Genomic DNA, 23,479 nt, shown 5'->3' on the forward strand with positions numbered 1-23,479 from the left:
GCTTCCAGTCTAATGGCTGGAGTCTTCGGCTTTTCCGTATTCCGCCGAGGGCTGGACATCGGCGGCCCGCTGAAGCAGAGCCGCCGCGGCCCTTGCCCGGTCCCGCATTTCCGCCGGAGCCAGGATCTCAAATTCAACGTTCAACCCGGCGAGGCGCATCAGCGGAAGATCCAGGGAATCCCAGCCCCCGCGCAGGATGGTGTGCTCCGGGCCGTCGGCTTCCAGGGCGGCTGCCTCCGGCGGTATCCGGTCCCGCAGCTCAGCCAGGGGAGCGGCCAGCCGCAGGACGACGTCGTACCGGTAGGGAAAGCGCGTAATGGAGTCCTGGACGTAGGCAGCCATGTCCTTGGCGGGCAGGGGGCGGGGAAAGAAGCGCTCACGGATGGAGGGGATGCTCTGGCAGCGGTCCATCCGAAAGGTCCGCCAGTCCTGGCGCTCCAGGTCCCAGGCCGCGAGGTACCAGCGCCGGCCGGTGCTGACGAGCTTGTACGGCTCCACCAGACGCCGTCCCTGTGCTGCTCCCGCCGCGGTGTACCGGAATGCGACCACCCGCTTCTCGGCAATGGCGCCGGACAGGGCGGTCAGGGTCTGCGGATCCACAGTGGCGGCACTGCCGCCCAGAACGCTGACGGACTGGCGCAGGGCGGAAAACTTGGGCCGCAGGCGTCCCGGCAGCACCTGCTCGAGTTTGGCCAGGGCACGAACCGATGCCTCGCCGATCCCGGACACCGGTCCGGTGGCGACGGCGGTCAGCCCGAGCGCGACGGCGAGCGCTTCGTCGTCGTCCAGCAGCAGGGGCGGAAGCTGGGCGCCGGATCCCAGCTGATAACCCCCGGCGATGCCCGGGGACGCCGAGATGGGATAGCCCAGGCTGCGCAGCTTGCTGATGTCGCGCCGGACCGTGCGCTCGGTGACGGTCATGCGGTCCGCCAGCGCAGCTCCGGTCCATTCGCGTCTCATCTGCAGCAGCGACAGCAGGTGCAGCAGTCTCGCGGACGTTTCCAACATGATCCCAAAGTACTCCCGTATGCGGACACAAGCTGTCCGCAACAGTTTTTAGGGTGAGAAACGGAAAAAGGTCCGAAAGCCCACAACAACCAAGGACGGCGGAATTCATGGAACGCGAGCAGGAGAAATCCACTGGAGTCGGGGCGGGGCCGCTGGACATTCCGCGGCTGCTGACGGATCAGATGCAGTGGCACTGGGAAAACCAGGCCCGGCCGCGGCTGCAGGGACTGACCGATGACGAATACTTCTGGGAACCCGTGCCGGAGGCCTGGAACGTCCGGCCGCGGGGAACAGGAACCGCCGGGATGCAGGGCGGGAGCGGGAATTTCACCATCGACTTTGAGTATCCGGAGCCGGTGCCGGCACCGGTGACCACCATTGCCTGGCGGATCGGGCACATCCTGGTGGGTGTGCTGGGTACCCGCAACGCTTTTCATTTCGGCGGGCCGGCGGTCAGCTATGAGAGCTTTGACTATCCCGGCACGGCGGCCGAAGCCCTGGATCGGCTGGATGAGTATTACGGGACCTGGATCGGGTCGGTCCCAGCGCTGGATGAAGCTGCGCTCGCCGCTCCGGCGGGCGAAGCGGAGGGAGCACGGGCGCAGGCGCCGATGGCGGAACTGGTTCTGCACATCCACCGCGAGATGATCCACCACCTTGCCGAGGTGGCGCTGCTGCGGGATCTCTATGCGCACCGCGGGCCGGCTTAGCGGTTACTGAAGACGCCATGGCACGAGGCTTGGGAGCAGGGTGGAGAAGAAGTGAATGCGTTGCGTCCGTACCGCCCGGTCGGTACGCTCAGCTCACGATATGACGCAGCACACTTCTGAGGGAGAGACATGACAGAGTCCCAGACGCCCGCTGAACAGCGCACCGCCGTCGTCACCGGTGCCGGACGCGGCATCGGTGCGGCCATTGCCGCGCGGCTCGCCGCCGACGGCCACCGCGTTGGAGTCATCGACCTGCGGGAAGAGGACACAGCGGCCACGGTGGACGCCATCAACAACTCCGGCGGCAAGGCCGTGGGCGTGGGCGCGGATGTGTCGGATGCCGGCGCCGTGGAATCAGCAGTGTCCCGGATCGCGGAGGAACTCGGCGCGCCGACCATCCTGGTCAACAACGCGGGCATCCTGCGCGACAACCTGCTGTTCAAGATGACGGATACCGACTGGGACGCCGTCATGGGCGTCCACCTGCGCGGAGCCTTCCTGATGAGCCGGGCAGTCCAGGCGCACCAGGTGCGTCAGAAATGGGGGCGCATCGTGAACCTCTCCAGTACGTCGGCGCTGGGCAACCGCGGCCAGGCCAACTACGCCGCGGCCAAAGCGGGGCTGCAGGGCTTCACCAAGACCCTTGCCATCGAGCTGGGCCGGTACAACGTGACCGTCAACGCCATTGCGCCGGGCTTCATCGAAACCGACATGACCCGGGCAACGGCGGAACGGGTCGGAGTGCCGTTCGAGGACTTTGTTCAGCACGCCGTGGCGGAAATCCCGGTGGGCCGGGCCGGAAAGCCGGCGGACATCGCCGCGGCGGCGTCCTTCTTCATCAGGGAGGAAGCCTCTTTTATTTCCGGACAGGTGTTGTACGTAGCCGGCGGACCGAGGGCCTAGCCATGGCGCACTTTACTTCGGTGCAGGAGCTGGAAGCGGCCGTGGGCCAGCGGGAAACCAGCGGATGGATCACGATCGACCAGGACCGGATTCGCCGGTTTGCCGATGCCACCGATGACCAGCAGTGGATCCACACTGATCCCGAACGGGCCGCTGCAGGGCCGTTCGGCGCTCCCATTGCGCACGGATTCCTGGTCCTCTCGCTGCTGCCGGCGCTGGCCGCGGACCGGGTAAGTCTGGACGGAACTGTCATGGGCATCAACTACGGACTGGACCGCGTGCGGTTTCCCCACCCGGTGCCCGTGAACAGCCGGGTCCGGCTGGTCTCCGAGCTGGCCAAGGTCGCAACCACGGCCCAGGGCATCCGCGTTGTCACCGGGGTCACGATCGAACTGGAAGGGGCCCAAAAGCCTGCCGTGGTTGCCGACTGGATCACCCTGTACGTGCTGGCCTAGCAGCACCGTCCTGTCCGGTTCCAGGTCCCGTCGCTAAAGGGTCAGCACCACCCGCCCTACGGTCCGGCCGTCGCCCAGGCGCTGGATAGCGTCAGGTGCGTCGCTGAACGGGACGGTTTCGGTGACCACCGGGCGGATCAGCCCCTTGCCGGCCAGGAGGGTGAGCTGTTCATGGACTTCGGCAACCAGCTCCGGAGCCTTCTTGGTGTAGAGCGCCCAGTGCAGTCCCAGGAGCGAATAATTCTTGACCAGGGCGTGGTTCATACGGGCGGTCTGCAGGGTGCCGCCGGCAAACCCGACGACGACAATCCGCCCCTCAAAGGCGATGCAGCGGGTGGAGCGCTCAAAGGTTTCACCGCCCACCGGGTCGTAGACGACGTCGGCGCCGCGTCCGCCGGTGGCTTCCTTGACCACCTCGACGAAGTCTTCGGTGGTCCGGTTGACCACAATGTCCGCTCCGGCCTTCTCTGCGACCTGGCGTTTGGCTTCATTGCCCACCACTCCGATCACGGTGGCTCCGGCGGCCTTGCCCAGCTGCACGGCAGCCGTGCCCACACCACCGGCTGCCGCGTGGACCAGCAGCGTTTCACCGGGTGAGATCCGTGCCCGCCGGTGCAGCCCGAAGTACCCGGTCTGGTATCCGATGCACAGCGCGGCGGCCTCGGCGTCGGACAGCGGCTCCGGGGCCGGAAAAGCTGAATCGGCGGGAACCACCACCTCTTCGGCCATGACGCCCAGATGGGTGGCACTGACGCGGTCCCCGAGGCGGAAGCCCGTGACGCCGTCGCCGATTCCCGTGACGGTGCCGCACAGTTCAATGCCGGGAACGAAGGGCAGCTCCGGCTTCTCCTGGTATTCCCCGCGGCACAGCAGCACATCGGGGAAGTTCAGGGCCACGGCGCGGGTCTTCAATACCAGGGAGCCGGGCACGGGCACGGGGGAGGGCTGCTCGGTGAGCTGCAGCGCTTCCCGGGGCTCGGCAAGGGTGACGACGTTCCAGGCTTTCATTGTGCTGCTCCTTCAGGTGCTGCGGGCCGCAGTCCGGCGAGGTAGAGGTCGGTTAAATGTTTGGCGACCTGCTGTTTGGTCAGGGCTCCGTGCGGCTGGTACCAGTACGAGAGGTAGTGAGGGTTGGCGAAGAAGTTGGCTACGAGGACGGCGGTGGGGATGTCGCTGCGGAAAATGCCCTCGGCCCGGCCGCGGGTGATCAGTGCTGCAAACACCTCGTTGTACCGGCGGCGGCGGGTCTTCACCTCTTCCATCCGGTCGGGGCTGAGCATGTGCTGGGACCGGAAGAAAACGGCACCTTCACGGATCCACTCGATGGAAGTAATGATGACGTCCTCGCAGACTGTCCGGACGGTCTCTTCCAGCGGAAGGTCCCGGCCTGCGATCTCTTCGAGGTTGCGCTGCTGCAGGGTGAGGAGGCGGTCATAAATATCGAAGAGGAGATCATCCTTCGAATTGAAGTAATGGTAGAGCGCACCCTTGGTGACCCCCGCGGCGTCGACAATCTGCTGCACGCTGGTGTTGGCATAGCCTTGGGCGGCAAAGAGGTCCACGGAAACGCGGGCCAGTTCCTCTTTGATGTTCATGGTTTTCATGCGTCGGCGTTCCGTGTTTCTCATAGTGTCGGAGTCTTCGGAGGTACCCGTCCGAAAGGCTCCGGAGAGGAACCGACCGGTTGGTATGCGGCTCACCATACCGCTGACCGGCCCGCTCCGCGCAAGAGGTTCGGCGGAAAACCGCAAACAGCAGTATCCGGAAGGGCCTGCCCCGAATGGCGTTTCGGTGCCTTCGAGTATTTCACCGGTCGTGTCTTGCCCTGCAGATCCGCTGTGCGCTGGTAGCGTCCCGTTTCAATCGGTGCTGAACACTGCCCCGGGTGATGACTTCGACGGGGGAACCGATGATTGTGCGCCGCTATGTCTTTCCAACGCTGTGGCTGGTGATTTTTGCCGTGATGGCTGCGGCTCTTTTCAAGCTTGCCTTCCTGGACGGGATGCAGGCCGACGCCGCTGCCGGCTCTGAGCAGCCGAGCGCCCGGATCAGTACTCCGCTGGTTCCCGCGGCCTTGGGAACCGTCACCAACCTTGTCTCTGTTCCGGGTTCGGTGGTGAGCGACCCCGCCGTCACGGTCAAGAGCACGAGCGACGGGACCGTGGACTTCATTTACGTGGACGCAGGGGAGACCGTCGCCAAGGGGACGCCGCTCTTCCAGGTCAAGACCCTCGCGGAGCCGGAGCCGGAAACCGCCGCCGTCGTTCCTTCGGATGACCGCGCCGAAGACGACGAACCGGCAGCACCTCCCGCCGCCGCACCCCCGGCCTACACCTACACCGATGTGGTCGCGACCTCGAACGGCACGGTCGCCGAGCTGTCGGTGCTTGTGAAACAGCAGCTGTCAGTGGGCACCGAGGTTGCTTCGATTGATCCCGGCACCTTCTCGGTCTCCGGAACACTCACCTCGGATCAGCAGTTCCGCATCTTTTCCCGGGCGAACACTGCCATGGTGACGGTCAACGGCGGACCTGCACCCTTCCCCTGCAGCAACGTCACCATGGGCAAGACACCCGCCGCCCAGACCGGAATTTCCGCCCAGGCCATGGGACCGGCAGGACCCCCGGCTGCGGACGCCACGGCGGCGGGCAGCGTGAGCTGCGCCGTACCAAAGGAAACAGCCGTCTTTGCCGGGCTGGGCGCCACCATCGACATTTCCGCAGGCCAGGCCGAAAACGTGATTACGGTTCCGACGACGGCGGTCCGGGGATCGGTCCAGACCGGCGTCGTCTGGGTAATGCCGGACGGCGCAAGCGGTGCCGACGGGGCGGCCGACATCGACCCGGCCGCAGGACCGGAAGCTGCCTCTGCCGGAGAACTGCAGTCAGCCGCGGGTGCCGTGGAACGGGAAGTGGCCCTGGGCCTGAACGACGGTCAAACGGTGGAAATCACCTCCGGCCTGGCCGAGGGGGAAATGGTGCTTCAGTTTGTTCCCGGTGCTCCTGCTCCCACAGACGAAGGACAGATGTACGGCATGCCCGGAATGGTGGGCGGATGACCTTCGGTGAACTCACCGGCGCAGCTGTTGCCGAAGCCGATTTTGACGGGCAGCCGGAACCCCTGGCAGCGCTGTCGCAGGTCACCCGTTCAGTGTCGCTGCCGGATCACGGCACCCTGCAGATCCTGACCGGTGTGGACCTCGCCGTTTATCCGGGGGAGCATCTGTCGATTGTGGGCCGTTCGGGGTCGGGAAAATCAACGCTCCTGAATATTCTGGGGCTGCTGGACGTCCCCACCTCCGGGTCAATGACCTTCGCGGGGGAGCCGGTGGACCAGATGAGTGAGAAACGCCGGGCGCAGGCGCGGGGAGCCGCAGTGGGATTCATCTTCCAGCAGTTCAATTTGCTGGCCGAACGCACGACGCTGGAAAACGTTATGACTCCGCTGCTCTATGCCCGCGGCCGGCAGTTCTGGCAGCGGGAGCGTCTCGCGGCAGCAATGCTGGACCGGGTAGGGCTGGGGGACCGGACCCAGGACCGGCCGTCCAAGCTGTCCGGCGGAGAGCAGCAGCGGGTTGCCATTGCACGGGCCCTGGTGCGCTCGCCGCAGCTCATCCTGGCCGATGAGCCCACAGGCGCACTGGACATCGCCACCGGCCAATACGTCATGGACCTGCTCGCCGAGGTGGCCGCCGAATCCGGTGCCGCCCTGGTCACCATCACCCATGATCCCAACGTCGCGGCCCTGGCCCACCGACACTTCCTGCTGCAGGACGGGCAGCTGGAACCCGGATTGCAGGTGGCGGCATGAGCCTTTCGGGGATAGTCGGCACGCTGGTCGAGGCCTGGGCGGAACTGAGGATCCATAAGACCCGGATCCTGCTGGCGCTGATCGGCGTCGCCCTGTCCGTCGCTGCCCTCACCACGGTGGTGGGGCTGGGAAACATGGTCCGCGAATCGATCGCCCAGGGCAGCGAAGCCCAGTCCGGCCGGCCTGCAACGCTGTCTGTGATGATGTTCTCGGCCGATGGATCCAACCCGGATCCCGAGCTGGTCACGGCGGCCTACCGGGAGCTGCCCGAACGCTACGCCGTGGAGTATTCCTCCCTGATCTATTCGACAATGGTGCCGTTTCAGCTGCCCGGCGGAGTCACCCAGACCCAGACGATGGTGGTGGACTCCGATTACGACGTGATGCGCCGGGTGCCCATGGCCGAGGGATCGTGGTTTACCCCCGCTGACGCCCAGCGGCTGGCACCCGCCGTCGTCATCAATGAAGCGTTCTATGCCAGCCTGGGGAGCCCGGACCTGGGTTCCCACCCCGTGCTCCCGATCTCCCGGGGCGGGGAAACCACCGCGGTGGTGGTTGGCGTCAACCGGGACCGCTACGAGGGGGAATACCCCCAGGCGATCATGCTCTCCGAAGCCTATGACCGGCTCGGACTGGAAGCCGCAAATCCGAGCCTGGAACTCTGGGTGCCCGAGGAACTGAGCGAAGCCCTGGCGGCGTCGATCTCCGCGGACCTGACGGCGCAGTTTCCCGGCATGCAGGTTGACGCGAACCGGAGCGACTACGCCGCTTGGGGAGATCCCTTTGGCGGGCTGCAGTGGGCGGTGGCCGGAATCGCCGGGCTGGTCATGCTGCTGGGCGCAGTCGGGCTGCTGAACATCTCCATGGTGACGGTGAAGTACCGGGTGCGGGAAATCGGCATTCGGCGCAGCTTCGGGGCGACGTCGGGGCGGATCTTCTTTGGCGTCATGCTGGAGTCGGTGGTGGCCACGTTTGTTGCCGGCGTGCTGGGCGTCATGGCCGCGGTGGCCGTGGTCAAGCTGCCGATCGTCCAGCGCACGGTTGCCTCCGGGCTGACGGAGCTGCCGCCGTTTCCGCTGGAAGCTGCACTGATCGGCCTCGGCGCGGCCACAGCGGTGGGCGCGCTGGCCGGACTGATACCTGCACTGGTGGCGGTGCGGGTGAAAGTCATCGACGCCATCCGGTACTAAAACCAGGGTCCCGGCGCTGGCCCGTCAACCCATAATGGGAAGAACCAATCCCAAGGGGCGAACCATGAACCCGGACCCTGAACCCGTGGAAATATCGCTTCCGTTTACCGGAACGTGGAGGGTGGAGAACAGCCCGCGCCGCCGTGTCCCCAGCCACGGAACCCACCTGCTGGCGACCACTTACGCCATAGATTTTGTGGGGGTGGACGACGGCGGCGCCTGTGCTCCCGGGGTCAGCTGGCGGACCGTCCTTGCCACCGAGCCGCCCGAGCTTTTCTTTGCGTACGGCCGTCCTGTCCTGGCTCCCGTCAGCGGGCAGGTGGCGGCGGTCCATGAAGGCGAAACCGACCACGAAGCGCGCCGGTCCCAGATTGCCCTGGTGTCCTACATACTGGGGCAGGCGGGCAGGCTTCGCAGCGGGATCGGTGCCGTCGCGGGAAACTATGTCCTGTTGGCTCCGCCGGGCGGTACGCCGGTGGTGGGAGTCATGCACCTGCAGGCCGGCTCTGTCACTGTTGCTGTCGGCCAGGGCGTTGTGCAGGGTGAGCGGATTGGATCCTGCGGCAATTCGGGAAACTCCACGCAGCCGCACGTGCATGTGCAGGCCATGGACGGAATTGATCCCTGGACTGCACGGGGCCTGCCGCTGCGTTTCCGCCGCTTCCTGGAGAAACCTGCGAGGGGGAACAGCTTTGTGCTGCGGGAAAACACCGTACCGGATGAGGGCGCAACCGTGGCCGCCCTTGGAGCCGGCACCTGATCCCGGCGTTTGACTGGAGCCTGACCCCGAACACAGAAGAACCCCGCAACCAGTGCGGGGTTCTTCTGTGTTCCAAAGTGCCCTCGATAGGATTCGAACCTACGGCCTGTTGCTCCGGAGGCAACCGCTCTATCCCCTGAGCTACGAGGGCAAGGACGCCGGTAAACCGGCAGGTCCTGTGGGACTCAAGAAGCTTAGCAGGTCCGGCGCGCGGTGTGAAAACGTGGCCAAAATCAATATCCCAGAAAGGCATCCGTCTTAACGGTTCGGCCGCCGGCTCCGCGAACCGCGGCGCGCGCTGCGGCAACGGCAGACGGAGACCCGGAGACGTAAGCAGCGCGCTGCGCAATATCCGGAACCGCCCGGGCCAGCACCTGCGCATCCGGCAGCCCCGGTCCCAGCCAGGTCCATCCGGTGATCTGCGGGTCCGCCGGAGTGCAGACCAGGACACGGACGCCCATCCGGTGCAGTTCGGCAGCATAGGCCAGCTCATCCACGGAAGAGGCCGCATAAACCAGCACCACATCCCGTCCCGGCAGTCCGTCCGCAGTACCGCCGGAACCGCCCGGACTTCCGGCGGCCAGGGACCGCAGCTGGCTGATGAACGGAGTAACACCCACCCCGGAGGCGATGAACAGCAGCGGGACCCCGGGGTTCCGGGGAAGCAGGAAATCTCCGGCCACCGAGGTTCCGGTGATCACGGCTCCGGGCTTCAGCTTGAGCAGGGCGGTTTTGAACGAGCTGGACGGATCGGACACCCGCAGTCCCACGGCCACGGTTTCCGGCTGCTCCGGCGCTGTGGTGAGGCTGAAAATCCTGCGGGTGCCGCGCCCGTCGGGGGTGGCGTGGGGCAGGCTCAGCTCCACATATTGTCCGGGCTGGAACTTCAGCGGACGCTGCGGTTCAAACACCAGTTCCCGCGCGGTGGGCGTCAGGGCCCGGTTTTCCCGCAGCCGCAGCCGGATACCTGCACGCGGTGCCAGGGCAAAGGCCAGCAGGTTCCCGAGAAGCAGGGCCAGTTCCGGGGACATGTAGACCGGGCCCAGGTTCAGCGGGACGGCGAACAGGACGCCGACGACGGCGGCCTCGAGCAGCCGCTGCCAGCGCCGAGGCGGCAGGGTCAGCGGCTCGGACAACATGAAGCCGGCGAAGAACAGCACCGGATAGGAGGCAAACAGGGTGGCCAGCGCCGTTGTCAGCGGTTCCCCGCCGGCCAGGAACCGCGCAATGATGATGGCGCCCGAGGCCAGCAGGAACACTCCGGCCATGGGCAGCAGGCGGTTGCGGTACAGGATCAGGGCGGCGGCGGGCAGGACGACCACCAGCATCAGCGGTGCCGCCACCCACCAGACAGCGCTGTTCAGGCCGGTGACGGCCAGCAGCGCGGCACCGAAGGCCGCGGGATTGAAGATGTGCCGTCCGCGCCAGACCAGCAGGTACTTTGATGCCGTCGCAGCCCCGGCGGCGAGCGCCACGGTCAGCAGCTGGGAGCCTTCGGTGGTGGGCCAGAACAGGAAGAACAGGAGCAGCCCGGTGATCAGCGAGGAATCCGTTTGCGGGCGGGTGCGGAACAGCAGCCCCATGACGCGGCTGGCCACCAGCGAGGCGACGACGGCGGTGGCGGCCGTGGCAGCGAGCTCTGCCGGGGTGTAGAACAGCAGTCCGGCGGCGGACAGCACAAAAGACCACGCCGTCAGGGCCAGCAGCAGGAAAACGGTGATCCGGTACATGGTCCAGCGTCCGGTCAGGGCGTCCAGCCGGCGGGTTGAGGCGGACAGGGAAACGCTCATGAAAACAGGACTCCAGCCATGAAAGGTGAGAAGGTGGCCCGCCCGTCCGAGAACATCCGCACATAGTCAAAGGCGAAGTCTTCGGCAAGGGTGCCGGGGTCGGTGAAAAACAGGGCGGTGGCCAGGCCGTCGGCGGTCATCGCGTCATCGGCCAGCACCCAGGTGGCCGCCACCGAATTCACGGAGCGGCCGGTCAGCGCGTTCACAATGTGGTGCAGCCCGTCACCCCACTGCCGGCGGTTTGCGGCGGAGGCACACAGGGCCCGGCCCTGCAGGGGAACGACGCCGATGGCGCGGGCCGGGTCATACGGATGCTCCAGCGCTATCCGCAGGGGATCGGATCCGGCATGGCGCAGGTCAGAGCCCGCATCCACGGTCAGCTCCCGGTGCCCGGCCCCGCGCAGCAGCGCAAAGACCAGGTCAACCAGTTGCCCCTTGCCCGCTGCACCTATATCCAGGGTCACCGGCACCGTGGTGCTCAGCACGGTCCGGTCCCCGAGCGCCTGCCATGATGCTGCAGCCGGCCACTCCGGTGCGGGGGAGGGTCCCGCGGAGGAAAACGAGTACGCCGCGTCGTAGCCGAGCTGCTCCAGCGAGCGGCCCACCAGAGGATTAACGGCTCCGCCGCTGAGCCGGTGGAGCGTGTCAAAGAGGCTGAGCAGCGGCGCGGCGGAGCGGGGCAGGTCCACGGTGCCGGGCGCCGCCGCCAGTGCGGAAATGACCGAGTCCTGCCGGAAACGCGAGTAGATGCCGTCATAGGAAGCCACCAGTTCCAGTACGGCTGTCCGCTGCGGACCCGTCAGCGGTTCAGCAGTGCTGACGGTCCAGGCCGTGCCGATGGCGTCGAACGTGAAATCCGGCATGGCGGGGCCGGTCAGCTCGCGGCTTCGGTCCGGATGGAGTCAAGAGCCTTGTTGAAGCCGGAGCTGGTCAGGGAGGAACCGGCAACCTTGTGGACGTCCAGCTCATTCAGGGGCTTGCCCACTACCTGCTCCTGGATGCCGGAGGTGAATTCGCGCTGGTACTGCTTGGAAGTGGGGTTGTTGCCGGAGGTGGTGACCGAAAGGTCCGTGACGACGCCGTCTTTCAGGCTCAGGGTCACGTCGACTTCCTCCGTCTGGTTGGACGGGGGAATGTAGCTGCCCTGCGCGGAGTACTCTCCGTCGGCGTAGCTGCCGGCCGGTGCGGCTGCGGCAGCAGTTGCGGGAGCGGTCGGGGCGGGAGCGGTGGACTCCGCGGCGGCGGAGGCGCCGTCGTCGGCCGTTCCGGCGCAGGCGGTGGAGGCCAGGGTGAGGGAAGCGGCGGTGAACAGCAGGGCTTTGCGTGAGGGGGTCATATCTCTCCTGGGGTGGGGATCCCTATCCATTACAACGTATCCGGTTGCGCTTCGCCTGTGCACGCGGTGTTGACTTGCCCACCCGGCGGTCCGAGGGGCAGCGCGAGGGGGTCCGCGGGCGGCGTCACAGTTCGCGGAACGCCGCCTGCCCGGACGCTATGCTTAACCGGTGACTCCTGAAGAACTTTCCTCCGCCGTAACTGCCTGCCTCCAAGACGCCATCGATGCTGGTGACTTCAGCATCGACGTGCCCCGGGAGGTGCGCGTGGAGCGGCCGAAGAACCGCGACCACGGCGACTGGGCCACCAACATTGCACTGCAGCTCTCCAAGCAGGCCGGCATGAACCCGCGCCAGTTCGCGGAGATCCTCAAGGGCCGCCTGGAAAAGATCGACGGCGTCTCCAAGGTCGACATCGCCGGCCCCGGGTTCCTGAACATCACGCTCGACGCCGGTGCCGCCGGTGAGCTGGTCAAGACGATCGTTGACGCCGGTCCTGCGTACGGCACGTCCGAAATCCTCAAGGGCACCCGGATCAACCTCGAGTTCGTCTCCGCCAATCCCACCGGACCGATCCACCTCGGCGGAACCCGCTGGGCCGCCGTCGGCGACGCCCTGGCCCGGGTCTTCTCTTCGCAGGGTGCAGAAGTCACCCGCGAGTACTACTTCAACGACCACGGAGCGCAGATTGACCGCTTCGCCCGGTCCCTGCTCGCCTCGGCCAAGGGCGAACCCGCTCCCGAGGACGGCTACGCCGGAGCCTACATCGAAGACATCGCCAACCGCGTGCTGGCCGCCGAGCCGAATATCACCGACCTGCCCGACGACGAGGCCCAGGAACGTTTCCGCGCCGTCGGCGTGGACCTGATGTTCGGTGACATCAAGGAATCCCTGCATAACTTCGGCGTGGACTTTGACGTCTTCTTCCACGAAGACTCGCTCCACGAGAACGGCCAGGTGGACAAGCTCCTGGAGCAGCTCAAGGGCTCCGGCAACCTGTATGAGAAGGACGGCGCCTGGTGGCTGAACTCCAGTGAGTTCGGTGACGACAAGGACCGCGTGGTCATCAAGTCCGACGGCAACGCCGCCTACATTGCCGGGGACATCGCCTACATCCAGAACAAGCGCGACCGCGGCTTCGACCTGAACTTCTACATGCTCGGCGCCGACCACCACGGCTACGTGGCCCGGCTCAAGGCCGCTGCCGCCGCCCTGGGACACGACCCGGAGTGCGTTGAGGTGCTGATCGGCCAGATGGTGAACCTGGTCAAGGGCGGCAAGCCCGTGCGCATGTCCAAGCGCAACGGCACCGTGGTCACCCTGGAGGACCTGGTGGAAGCCGTGGGCGTGGACGCCGCCCGCTACACGCTGGCCCGCTTCTCCGCCGACTCCAACATTGATATTGACCTGGACCTGCTGACCAAGCGCAGCAACGAGAATCCGGTGTTCTACGTCCAGTACGCCCACGCCCGCACCTATGCCCTGGCCCGCAACGCCGAGGCCGCCGGCGTGGACGATTCAGCGTTCGACGCCTCCCTGCTGACCCACCCCACCGAAGGCGAACTGCTGGCCGCGCTGGGACAGTATCCCGGCGTCGTCGCGCAGGCCAGCGCCTTCCGCGAACCGCACCGCGTGGCCCGCCACCTGGAGGTCATCGCCGGCACGTACCACCGCTGGTACGACGCGTGCCGCATTGCTCCGCAGGGCGATGAGGAGGTCACCGACGTGAACCGCACCCGCCTGTGGCTGAACCTTGCCGCCCGCCAGGTCCTGGCCAACGGCCTTGGCCTGCTGGGAGTCTCCGCTCCGGAACGGATGTAATCCATGACTGTTTCCCCGCTCGCCCCCGAGTGGCTCAGCCACCCGGCGGACGCCGATGCGCTGCGCCCGCAGATGTGGGCCCGCGACGTTGCCCGGAACAGCAACGGCGAACTCGAAGTGGCCGGTGTAGCGGCATCAGCGCTGGCACGCGAGTTCGGCACCCCGTTGTTCGTGATGTCTGAAGCAGACTTCCGCGCCCGCGCCCGGGACTTCAAAGACTCCTTCGATGCCGCCTTCGCTGATCTGTGCGGGGGCGTGGACGTCTATTACGCAGGCAAGGCCTTCCTCTGCACTGCGGTGGCCCGCTGGGTGCGTGAGGAGGGTCTGCGCCTGGACACCTGCTCCGGCGGCGAGCTGGCGGTGGCCCGCCGCGCCGGGATTCCGGGCAGCGAATTGGGCCTGCACGGAAACAACAAGTCCGACGCCGAACTGATCCGGGCCCTGGACATGGGCCTGGGCCGGATCGTCGTGGATTCCATGGCAGAACTGCACCGCCTGGATGCCCTTGCGGCCTCCCGCGGAGAGCAGGCTCCCGTCATGCTGCGCCTGACCCCCGGAGTGCATGCACACACGCACGACTTCATTGCCACCGCGCACGAGGACCAGAAGTTCGGCCTCTCCATGGCACCGGATCCGGCCGCGGGCGGGGAGTCGCCCGCAGCCGCCGCCGTGGCAGCCGCGCTGGAAGCCAAGGGCATCCGCCTGCTGGGCCTGCACTGCCACATCGGCTCGCAGATCTTTGAACCCGAAGGCTTCGAATTGGCCGCCAAGCGCCTCCTCGGCTTCCTGGCCGAAATCAAGGCGGCCCACGGCGTGGAACTGCCGGAGCTGGACCTCGGCGGCGGCTACGGCATCGCCTACACCGAAGCGGACACCCCGCGCCCCCCGGCGGAAATCGCGCAGGCGATGGCCGCCGTCGTCGGCTCCACCTGTGAGGAGCTGGGACTGGCCGTGCCGCGGATCTCGATTGAGCCCGGCCGCGCCATTGTTGGCCCCACCACCTTTACGCTGTACCGCGCCGGCACCGTCAAGACGGTCCGCGTTGACACGGCCGACGGCGGCACCGCCGAACGCCGCTACGTCTCAGTGGACGGCGGGATGAGCGACAACGCCCGTCCCGTGCTCTACGACGCCGACTACTCGGCTGTGCTCGCCTCGCGGACGTCCGAAGATGACGCCGTTATGTCACGCGTGGTTGGCAAACACTGCGAGAGCGGGGACATAGTGGTCCGGGACGTCTATCTTCCGGCCGACACCGGCGACGGTGACCTGTTGGCGGTTCCGGGAACGGGTGCGTACTGCTGGGCCCTGTCCAGCAACTACAACTACATTGCCCGTCCGCCCGTGGTTGCCGTGCTGGACGGCACTGCGCGGCTGATCATCCGCGGAGAGACTGAAGATGATCTCTTGGCCCGGGACGTTGACGCCGCCGGCGCACGTTCGCCCGAATTGCTGAAGGAGTAGGCACGCACTATGAAGACCCTCAAAGTTGCCCTGCTGGGCTGCGGAAACGTTGGCTCCCAGGTTGCCCGGATCCTCATTGACGATGCCGAAGACCTGGCTTCGCGCACCGGCGCCCGGCTGGAACTGACCGGAATTGCCGTCCGCAACCCGGACGCACCGCGGGACGCGGACCTGCCGCGGAACCTTTTCACCACTGACGCCGAGAAGCTGGTGGAGGACGCAGACATCGTCATTGAGCTGATGGGCGGCATGGAGCCGGCCCGCACGCTGATGCTGCACGCCATCGGCCACGGAGCCTCCGTGGTCACCGGCAACAAGGCCCTGCTCGCCGCCGACGGCGCCGCGCTTTTCGAGAAGGCCGACGCCGCGGGCGTGCGGCTGGCCTATGAAGCGGCCGTCGCCGGCGCCATTCCCATCCTGCGCCCCATCCGGGACAGCCTTGCCGGTGACCGGATCACCAAGGTCATGGGCATCGTCAACGGCACCACCAACTACATCCTGGATGCCATGGACAGCACCGGCGCCCAGTTCGCCGACGCCCTGGCCGAAGCCCAGCGCCTCGGGTACGCCGAAGCCGATCCCACCGCCGACGTCGAAGGCCATGACGCTGCGTCAAAGGGTGCCATCCTCGCTTCGTTGGCCTTCCACACCAACTTTGACCTGGCGAATGTGTCCTGCGAGGGCATCTCCTCCGTCACGGCTGATGACATTGCCGCGGCGAAGGATGCCGGGTTCGTCATCAAGCTGCTGGCCATCGCCGAAAAGCTGGACAACGACGGCGACCCCGGCGTCAGCGTGCGCGTACACCCCACGCTGCTGCCGCGCACCCACGCGCTGGCCGCGGTGCGAGGCGCCTTCAACGCCGTGTTCGTGGAAGCCGAAAATGCCGGTGAGCTGATGTTCTACGGCCAGGGCGCCGGCGGCGCCCCCACCGCGTCGGCCGTGATGGGCGACGTCGTGTCCACCGCCCGCCGGGTGGTCCTGGGCGGGCCGCTGGGTGCGGAGACGCCCACCGGCTCCGTACCGGCCCTGCCGTTCAGCAAGGTCACCACCAGCTACAGCATCGGCTTGCAGGTCACCGACCAGCCCGGTGTCCTGGCCGCAGTGGCCCAGGTCTTCGCCGAACACGGTGTCTCCATCGAAACCATGCGCCAGAGCATCCATGCCGACGGCACTGCATCATCCGCCGAGCTGCGTTTCGTCACGCACCGGGCATCCGAGGCTGCGCTGGCAGCCACCGTCGAGGCCATTAAGGGCCTGGACATCATCAATTCAGTCACATCCGTCCTGCGGGTAGAAGGGGTCTAATACCGTGGCTCATCAATGGCGCGGCGTCATCCGCGAATACGCCGATCGTCTTCCCGTAACCGAGAGCACCGAGATCATCACCCTCGGCGAGGGCGGTACTCCGCTCGTGAAGGCCAAGGCGCTTTCCGAGCTGACCGGCAACGAGGTCTACCTCAAGGTCGAAGGCATGAACCCCACCGGGTCCTTCAAGGACCGCGGCATGACGATGGCCATGACGGCCGCCGTCGAATCCGGCGCCAAGGCCGTGGTGTGCGCTTCCACCGGCAACACCTCCGCCTCGGCTGCCGCTTATGCCACGCAGGCCGGCATCACCTGCGCCGTGCTGGTTCCGGACGGCAAGATCTCCATGGGCAAGCTCAGCCAGGCCATCGCCCACGGTGCCGAACTGCTCCAGGTCAACGGCAACTTTGACAACTGCCTGGATGTGGCCCGCAAACTGGCCGAGGCCTACCCGGTGTTCCTGGTGAACTCCGTGAACCCGGCCCGCATCGAGGGCCAGAAGACCGCTGCCTTCGAGGTGGTGGACGCCCTGGGCGACGCTCCGGACTTCCACCTGCTGCCCGTGGGCAACGCCGGAAACATCACCGCGTACTGGAAGGGCTACACCGAGTACGCCGCCCCCTACACGAACCTTGCCGGAGACGAACTGGCTCCCGTGGCTACCAAGACTCCCGTGATGTGGGGCTTCCAGGCCGAAGGCGCTTCGCCGCTGGTCAAGGGCCATCCGGTCACGGATCCGGACACCATTGCCACCGCCATCCGCATCGGCAACCCGGCGTCCTGGGAGCAGGCGATTGCTGCCCGCGATGAGTCCGGCGGACTGATCGAAGCCGTCACGGACACTGAAATTCTCGAAGCGCACCGCTGGCTCTCTTCCCGTGAGGGCGTTTTCGTGGAGCCGGCTTCCGCTGCAGGGGTGGCCGGGCTGCTCAAGAAGCACGCCGCCGGGGAAGCACCCGCGGGCAAGAAGATCGTCATCACCGTCACCGGACACGGGCTCAAGGATCCGCAGTGGGCCCTGCGCACCGCCGACGGCTCGGATGTTGAACCCACCAAGGTGGAGTTCGACGTCGTTTCCGTTGCCGCTGCGCTGGGACTGGAAGCCCAGGCCGCGGGTTAAGCGGACATGCACGTGAGCGATTCCGCAGCACTTCCGCGCGCTGAGGCCGGGACAGCGTCCCGAGCGGGCGCAGCCCCCGCCGTGGCCGCCGGCCAGGATGTAACGGTCCGGGTGCCGGCCACCAGCGCCAATCTGGGCCCGGGCTTTGACAGCCTGGGCCTGGCGGTGGGCCTGTATGACACCGTGCGGGTCCGGACCTCGGCGGAGCCGGGCACCCTGGTGAGCATCAGCGGGGAAGGCGCGGCCACACTGCCCACCGATGACACCCACCTGGTGGTGAAGACCATCCGGGAAACCGTGGAGTCCGCAGGATTCTGCCTGCCGGGCGTGCAACTGGAGGCCGAAAACGTCATTCCGCACGGCCGCGGCCTGGGCTCTTCGGCCTCTGCCATCGTGTCCGGCGTGCTGGCGGGCAACGCACTGCTCCCAGCAGGGCACCGGCTGAACGCCGAAGCCCTGCTGGACCTGTGCTCCCGGCTGGAAGGCCACCCGGACAACGTGGCACCGGCACTGGCTGGCGGGCTGGCGATCTCCTGGGAAGAAGAGGGCAAATTCCGGTCCGTCACTGCGCCCGTTCACGCGGACATCATCCCGGTGGCGGCAGTGCCGGCCACTGAACTGTCCACGGAGAGCGCCCGCGGCCTGCTTCCTGCGCAGGTTCCGCATCCGGACGCTGCAGCGAACTCAGGGCGGGCTGCCCTGCTCATCCACGCCCTGTCCTTGGAGCCCGCGCTCTTGCCGGCGGGAACCGTGGATTTCCTGCATCAGGATTACCGCGCAGCGGCCATGGCACCCAGTGCTGCACTGATGAGGCACCTGCGCGCCAACGGGATTGCTGCTGTCATCTCGGGCGCCGGGCCCACCGTCATGGCCCTGGCCCACGGGGCCGCCTCTGCGCAGCGGGCCGAGACACTGATTGCCGAGCATCTGAAGGCCGCTGAAAGTGGCGAATTCTGGCGTGTTTTACGGCTGAGTGTGGACCGAGATGGTGCTAGAGTGGAAGAGCACCAGCGGTACTAACCGTCTTTTGTGCACCCGCATCCAGGCCGTCCGCTTCTGGGCCGCCCTGAAAATTTGTTGAAAACCCGTTGTCAAGGGCATAGTGTCCAAACACCGTGTTGAAAACTGTTTCAAGTGCGGGAGCTCGAATTCTCGGTGCAGCCTTCCGGGTACTGCCAAGAAAAGGTCAGTTCCCTTGAATGCCGCAAGTTCGGCAGCGAAGCTGACCAAACTCCTGTGGATTTCTTTCCAAGAGGCACCCAAGTAGATTCGCCGTTGCCCGGCACATGCCGGACCGGCGAACCCTGATCCCCATGTCTGACCATAGGGGAACCAGGGCCAATCATCCGCGGCCGGCACTGCGCCGGACCGCCCGACGAGGGGGAAGGATCCTTCGTGACAGACACCACTGACCTGACAACAGGTGTGGACTCAGCTACCGCCGGAAACAACGGCGAAGCGACTTCAAAAAGCTCAGGACTGGCCGGCCTTAAGCTCGCCCAGCTGCAGGCACTGGCCGGACAGCTTGGCATCACCGGCGGTTCGCGCATGCGCAAGGGCGATCTCGTGACCGCCATCTCCAACCATCAGCGCGGCGGCGCAGTAGCCGATCGCCCGGTGCGCGGTGCCAAGACCGAAGCCCCCCAGGCTGACGTCGCCAAGGCCGCTCCGGCCGCGGCCGAAGCCCCCGCCGCCGAGCAGTCCGCCCCCGAGCGTCCTGCCCGTACCCGCAACCGCAACCGCCGTGCTGCCAGTGACGGCGTTGTCACTGCCCCGGCCGCGGAAGCACCTGCGCAGAGCGAGCCGGCGCAGGCCGAAGCTCCGCGTGAGGAGACCCCGCGCGAGGAAAGCCGTCGCGAGGAGCAGCCGCAGCGCGAGCGCAGCAACCGCCGTTCACGCAGCCGCCGCGCTGACAGCGACGGCACCTCGGAAAACAGCCGGACGGACTCCAAGTCGGAGACGCAGGCTCCCGAGGCAGCACCGTCCGCCTCTTCCGACAACGGAACGGGCGCTTCGGCAAACGGTTCCGTGTCCGAGGACCGCAATCGCGAGAACAACCGGGACAACTCCCGCGAGAACAACCGCGACAACGCCCGTGAAAACCGGCGTGAGAACAACCGGGGCGACCGCGAGAACAACCGCGACAGCAACCGCGCGGAGCGTGAGAACAACCGGGGCGACCGCGAGAACAACCGCGACAGCAACCGCGCGGAGCGTGACAACAACCGCAGCGACCGCGACAGCAACCGTGCGGACCGTGAGAACAGCCGCAGCGACCGCGACAATAACAGCCGCGACAGCCGTGACGACAACGACGAGAACGGGCGCGGACGCAACCGCCGCAACCGCAACCGCAATGACCGGAACGACCGCGGCGACCGCAATGACCGCAACGATCGTTTCCGGGACCGCAACGAGCGCCGCCGCAACCGGAACCAGAACCCGGATGTGGACGACGTCGAGGTCACCGAAGATGACGTCCTGCTGCCCGTAGCCGGCATCCTGGACGTCCTCGAAAACTACGCCTTCGTCCGGACCTCCGGCTACCTGCCGGGCCCGAACGATGTGTATGTTTCCCTGGCCCAGGTCAAGAAGTACAACCTGCGCAAGGGCGACGCCGTCGTCGGCGCCATCCGCGCACCGCGTGAAGGTGAAAACCAGGGCGGCAACCAGCGCCAGAAGTTCAACGCCCTGGTCCGCCTGACCTCCGTCAACGGCAAGCCGGCCGAAGACAACAAGGACCGCGTGGAGTTCTCCAAGCTGGTTCCCCTGTACCCCTCCGAGCGCCTGCGCCTGGAAACCTCCGCCAAGGTGATCGGCCCGCGTGTCATCGACCTCGTGGCTCCGATCGGCAAGGGCCAGCGCGGCCTGATCGTCTCCCCGCCCAAGGCCGGTAAGACCCTCATCCTGCAGGCAATCGCCAACGCCATCACGATCAACAATCCTGAGGTCCACCTCATGATGGTCCTGGTGGACGAACGCCCTGAAGAGGTCACGGACATGCAGCGCACGGTGAAGGGCGAGGTTATTGCCTCCACCTTCGACCGTCCCGCCGATGACCACACCACGGTTGCCGAACTCGCCATCGAACGGGCCAAGCGCCTCGTGGAAATGGGGAACGACGTCGTCGTCCTCCTTGACTCCATGACCCGCCTGGGCCGCGCCTACAACCTGGCCGCTCCGGCGTCGGGCCGTATCCTTTCCGGTGGTGTGGATTCGTCCGCACTGTACCCGCCCAAGCGTTTCTTCGGTGCTGCCCGCAACATCGAAAACGGCGGTTCGCTGACCATTCTGGCCACGGCCCTGGTGGAAACCGGATCCAAGATGGACGAAGTGATCTTCGAGGAATTCAAGGGCACCGGCAACATGGAACTGCGCCTGTCCCGCAACCTCGCGGACAAGCGCATCTTCCCGGCCGTGGACGTCAACGCGTCCGGTACCCGCCGCGAAGAGAACCTGCTCTCGCCTGATGAAGTCAAGATCATGTGGAAGCTCCGCCGCGTCCTGTCCGGCCTGGACACGCAGCAGGCGCTTGAACTGCTCACCGGAAAGATCCGGGAGACGCAGTCCAACGTTGAGTTCCTGATGCAGGTCCAGCAGACCACCTTGGGCACCAAGGACAACTAGCTGCCTTACCAAGCCGCTCATACTCCGGCCTCCGCGCTTTGCGGATGTGCCGGAGTCTGGGCGGCTTGGCAGTTAACGCGCAGGTCCATTCGCGGCGCACGCCCGGACGCTGTGCACGGATAAACTGCTGAAGGCAGTTGGAAAATTATCCGTCGTGAAATTGTCACGGATCCGTCCCGGTTCGGGACCGGATCCACCGTCGAAAGAGGAACGTAAAACATGTTTGAGTCCATACAGGGTCTGTTGGATGAGCACGCAGAGCTGCAGCTGCGGCTTTCCGATCCCGCAGTGCATGCGGACCAGGGCCTGGCCCGGCGGCTTGGGCGGCGCTACGCCGAACTCAGCCGCATTGTGGACGCCTACAACAAGTGGCACGCCCTTGAAGACGACCTTGCGGCCGCTTCGGAGATGGCAGGCGAGGATCCCGAATTTGCCGCCGAGGTTCCGGTCCTGAAGGAACAGCTCGACGACGCCCAGGAGACCCTTCGCCGCCTGCTGATTCCCCGCGACCCCAATGACGGCCGCGATGTCATCATCGAGGTCAAGGGCGGTGAAGGCGGCGACGAAGCAGCCCTGTTTGCCGGTGATCTGCTGCGCATGTACACCCGCTACGCGGAGCACCGCGGCTGGCGCACCGAGATTATCTCGGCCACTGAGTCAGACTTGGGCGGTTACAAGGACGTCTCCATGGCGATCAAGGGCAACTCGAATGACCCCGCCGAGGGCGTCTACGCACGCCTGAAGTACGAGGGCGGCGTGCACCGTGTGCAGCGCGTCCCCGTCACGGAGTCCCAGGGACGCATCCACACCTCGGCTGCCGGCGTGCTGGTGCTGCCTGAAGTGGACGAGCCCGAAGAAGTCGAGATCAACCAGAACGACCTCAAGATTGACGTCTACCGGTCCTCCGGCCCCGGCGGCCAGTCAGTGAATACCACCGACTCCGCCGTCCGCATTACCCACCTGCCCACGGGCATCGTGGTGGCCATGCAGAACGAGAAGTCGCAGCTGCAGAACCGTGAAGCCGCCATGCGCGTGCTGCGTTCGCGCATCCTGGCGCATGAGCAGGAGAAGATCGACGCCGCGAACTCGGACATCCGCAAGTCCCAGATCCGCACCATGGACCGCTCCGAGCGTATCCGCACGTACAACTACCCGGAAAACCGGATCGTGGACCACCGCACCGGCTATAAGGCCTACAACCTGGACACCGTGCTGAACGGTGAACTGGAGGCAGTGGTGCAGGCAGCCATCGAGATGGATGAGCAGGCCCGCCTCGACGCCATTGGTGACGAGAACTAACCTGCCCATGGAATCCACCACGCTGGCAGCGGCCCTGCGCGAGGCCGCTGCCACCTTGGCTGCGGCCGGGGTGCCCAGCCCGGCCGTCGACGCCGAGCTGCTGGCCGCCCATCTGCTGGGGGAGTCACGCGGCAGGGTCAAGGCGCTGGCGTTCACCGACGCCCCGGTGCCTGAGGGGTACGCCGAGCTCGTGGCAGAGCGTGCCGCCCGCATCCCGCTGCAGCACCTGACCGGCACCGCGTCCTTCCGCTACCTTGAGCTGAAGGTCGGGCCGGGCGTGTTCGTTCCGCGGCCGGAGACCGAAACAGTGGCCCAGCTGGCCATCGACCGGATCCGCAGCGTCCTCGCCGCCGGCAAGTCACCGGTTCGGGCCGTGGACCTTGGCACCGGTTCCGGCGCGATCGCCGCGGCGCTGGCCTCCGAGGTTCCGGAAGCGGAGGTGTCCGCCGTCGAACTGAGCCCGCTGGCCCTGGCCTGGGCCCGCCGCAACCTGGACCCGCTGGGAGTCCGCCTCCTGCACGCAGACCTGCGGACCGCGCTGGCGGATGAAGACGGAACCTTTGACGTGGTGGTGTCCAACCCGCCCTACGTTCCCGCTGATGCCGTCCCCAACGAGCCTGAAGCCGCCGAGCACGACCCGGCCATGGCGCTGTACGGGGGAGGGCAGGACGGGCTGGAACTGCCGATGGCTGCTGCCCGCACCGCCGCCCGGCTGCTGCTGCCGGCGGGGTACTTTGTGATGGAACACGCCGAGGTCCAGGCCGAGCGGATCACTGCACTGCTCTCTGCGGAGCCCTGCTGGCGGGACGTTGCTTCGCATACCGACCTCAACGGCCGCCCGCGGGCCACCTCCGCGGTGCGGACGGGGTCGGCCGCCTGA

21 protein-coding genes and 1 tRNA gene are annotated in these 23,479 nt (G+C 66.5%); 15 read left to right on the forward strand and 7 right to left on the reverse strand.

The window, feature by feature from the left end; genetic code table 11:
- Positions 1-9 precede the first annotated feature (9 nt).
- Positions 10-1,008 (reverse strand): helix-turn-helix transcriptional regulator, encoded by a 999-nt coding sequence (locus AC4D2W_RS09800; RefSeq protein WP_490926691.1) that lies wholly within the window; start codon positions 1,006-1,008, stop codon positions 10-12.
- Positions 1,009-1,115: 107 nt separating this feature from the next.
- On the opposite strand from AC4D2W_RS09800, the gene AC4D2W_RS09805 reads away from it, so the two are divergent.
- The 3 genes from AC4D2W_RS09805 (at position 1,116) to AC4D2W_RS09815 (ending at position 3,076) form a co-directional block, all read left to right on the forward strand.
- Positions 1,116-1,718, forward strand: a complete 603-nt coding sequence (locus AC4D2W_RS09805) for a DinB family protein (protein ID WP_490926692.1) — start codon at positions 1,116-1,118, stop codon at positions 1,716-1,718.
- Between the two features lie 129 nt (positions 1,719-1,847).
- Positions 1,848-2,621: a 3-oxoacyl-ACP reductase FabG gene (gene fabG / locus AC4D2W_RS09810; RefSeq protein WP_490926693.1), complete on the forward strand. Its 774-nt coding sequence runs from the start codon at positions 1,848-1,850 to the stop codon at positions 2,619-2,621.
- Between the two features lie 2 nt (positions 2,622-2,623).
- Entirely contained in the window at positions 2,624-3,076 is a 453-nt protein-coding gene (locus AC4D2W_RS09815) for a MaoC family dehydratase (protein WP_490926694.1), read from the forward strand.
- Between the two features lie 33 nt (positions 3,077-3,109).
- On the opposite strand, the gene AC4D2W_RS09820 is transcribed toward AC4D2W_RS09815, so the two are convergent.
- Positions 3,110-4,084 carry an NADPH:quinone oxidoreductase family protein gene (locus AC4D2W_RS09820; protein ID WP_490926695.1) on the reverse strand — a complete coding sequence of 325 codons (975 nt, stop codon included), beginning with the start codon at positions 4,082-4,084 and terminating at the stop codon, positions 3,110-3,112.
- A complete protein-coding gene (locus AC4D2W_RS09825) occupies positions 4,081-4,704 on the reverse strand; it encodes a TetR/AcrR family transcriptional regulator (RefSeq protein WP_490926696.1) in 624 nt (207 codons plus the stop codon). Before AC4D2W_RS09825 ends, AC4D2W_RS09820 begins: the two co-directional genes overlap by 4 nt.
- 260 nt (positions 4,705-4,964) lie before the next feature.
- Between AC4D2W_RS09825 and AC4D2W_RS09830 the strand changes: the two genes are divergently transcribed.
- The 4 genes from AC4D2W_RS09830 (at position 4,965) to AC4D2W_RS09845 (ending at position 8,836) form a co-directional block, all read left to right on the forward strand.
- Positions 4,965-6,134 (forward strand): efflux RND transporter periplasmic adaptor subunit, encoded by a 1,170-nt coding sequence (locus AC4D2W_RS09830; protein ID WP_490926827.1) that lies wholly within the window; start codon positions 4,965-4,967, stop codon positions 6,132-6,134.
- Positions 6,131-6,886 carry an ABC transporter ATP-binding protein gene (locus tag AC4D2W_RS09835; RefSeq protein ID WP_490926697.1) on the forward strand — a complete coding sequence of 252 codons (756 nt, stop codon included), beginning with the start codon at positions 6,131-6,133 and terminating at the stop codon, positions 6,884-6,886. Before AC4D2W_RS09830 ends, AC4D2W_RS09835 begins: the two co-directional genes overlap by 4 nt.
- Positions 6,883-8,076, forward strand: a complete 1,194-nt coding sequence (locus AC4D2W_RS09840) for an ABC transporter permease (RefSeq protein WP_490926698.1) — start codon at positions 6,883-6,885, stop codon at positions 8,074-8,076. Before AC4D2W_RS09835 ends, AC4D2W_RS09840 begins: the two co-directional genes overlap by 4 nt.
- 64 nt (positions 8,077-8,140) lie before the next feature.
- Positions 8,141-8,836 carry a M23 family metallopeptidase gene (locus AC4D2W_RS09845; protein ID WP_490926699.1) on the forward strand — a complete coding sequence of 232 codons (696 nt, stop codon included), beginning with the start codon at positions 8,141-8,143 and terminating at the stop codon, positions 8,834-8,836.
- A 78-nt stretch (positions 8,837-8,914) separates the two neighbouring features.
- Here AC4D2W_RS09845 and AC4D2W_RS09850 read toward each other — a convergent pair.
- The 4 genes from AC4D2W_RS09850 to AC4D2W_RS09865 form a co-directional block, all read right to left on the reverse strand.
- A tRNA-Arg gene (locus AC4D2W_RS09850) sits at positions 8,915-8,987 on the reverse strand.
- A gap of 82 nt (positions 8,988-9,069) precedes the next feature.
- On the reverse strand, positions 9,070-10,626 hold the full coding sequence (locus AC4D2W_RS09855) for an FAD-dependent oxidoreductase (RefSeq protein WP_490926700.1): 1,557 nt from the start codon (positions 10,624-10,626) through the stop codon (positions 9,070-9,072).
- On the reverse strand, positions 10,623-11,489 hold the full coding sequence (locus tag AC4D2W_RS09860) for an FAD:protein FMN transferase (RefSeq protein WP_490926701.1): 867 nt from the start codon (positions 11,487-11,489) through the stop codon (positions 10,623-10,625). Before AC4D2W_RS09860 ends, AC4D2W_RS09855 begins: the two co-directional genes overlap by 4 nt.
- An 11-nt stretch (positions 11,490-11,500) precedes the next feature.
- Positions 11,501-11,962 carry an FMN-binding protein gene (locus AC4D2W_RS09865; protein WP_490926702.1) on the reverse strand — a complete coding sequence of 154 codons (462 nt, stop codon included), beginning with the start codon at positions 11,960-11,962 and terminating at the stop codon, positions 11,501-11,503.
- Between the two features lie 169 nt (positions 11,963-12,131).
- Between AC4D2W_RS09865 and argS the strand changes: the two genes are divergently transcribed.
- From argS to prmC, 8 genes are all read left to right on the forward strand, one after another.
- Positions 12,132-13,781, forward strand: a complete 1,650-nt coding sequence (gene argS, locus AC4D2W_RS09870) for an arginine--tRNA ligase (RefSeq protein WP_490926703.1) — start codon at positions 12,132-12,134, stop codon at positions 13,779-13,781.
- A 3-nt stretch (positions 13,782-13,784) separates the two neighbouring features.
- On the forward strand, positions 13,785-15,245 hold the full coding sequence (lysA, locus tag AC4D2W_RS09875; RefSeq protein ID WP_490926704.1) for a diaminopimelate decarboxylase: 1,461 nt from the start codon (positions 13,785-13,787) through the stop codon (positions 15,243-15,245).
- 9 nt (positions 15,246-15,254) lie between these two features.
- Positions 15,255-16,553 carry a homoserine dehydrogenase gene (locus AC4D2W_RS09880; RefSeq protein ID WP_490926705.1) on the forward strand — a complete coding sequence of 433 codons (1,299 nt, stop codon included), beginning with the start codon at positions 15,255-15,257 and terminating at the stop codon, positions 16,551-16,553.
- A 4-nt stretch (positions 16,554-16,557) separates the two neighbouring features.
- A complete protein-coding gene (gene thrC, locus AC4D2W_RS09885) occupies positions 16,558-17,673 on the forward strand; it encodes a threonine synthase (RefSeq protein ID WP_490926706.1) in 1,116 nt (371 codons plus the stop codon).
- 6 nt (positions 17,674-17,679) lie between these two features.
- On the forward strand, positions 17,680-18,693 hold the full coding sequence (gene thrB, locus AC4D2W_RS09890) for a homoserine kinase (RefSeq protein WP_490926707.1): 1,014 nt from the start codon (positions 17,680-17,682) through the stop codon (positions 18,691-18,693).
- Positions 18,694-19,068: 375 nt separating this feature from the next.
- Entirely contained in the window at positions 19,069-21,300 is a 2,232-nt protein-coding gene (rho, locus tag AC4D2W_RS09895) for a transcription termination factor Rho (RefSeq protein ID WP_490926708.1), read from the forward strand.
- A gap of 219 nt (positions 21,301-21,519) precedes the next feature.
- Positions 21,520-22,599, forward strand: coding sequence for a peptide chain release factor 1 (prfA, locus tag AC4D2W_RS09900; RefSeq protein ID WP_490926709.1), 1,080 nt, complete (start codon positions 21,520-21,522; stop codon positions 22,597-22,599).
- Positions 22,600-22,606: 7 nt separating this feature from the next.
- Positions 22,607-23,479 (forward strand): peptide chain release factor N(5)-glutamine methyltransferase, encoded by an 873-nt coding sequence (gene prmC, locus AC4D2W_RS09905; protein WP_490926828.1) that lies wholly within the window; start codon positions 22,607-22,609, stop codon positions 23,477-23,479.

It is taken from the genome of Arthrobacter sp. TJ-58 (assembly GCF_058269295.1).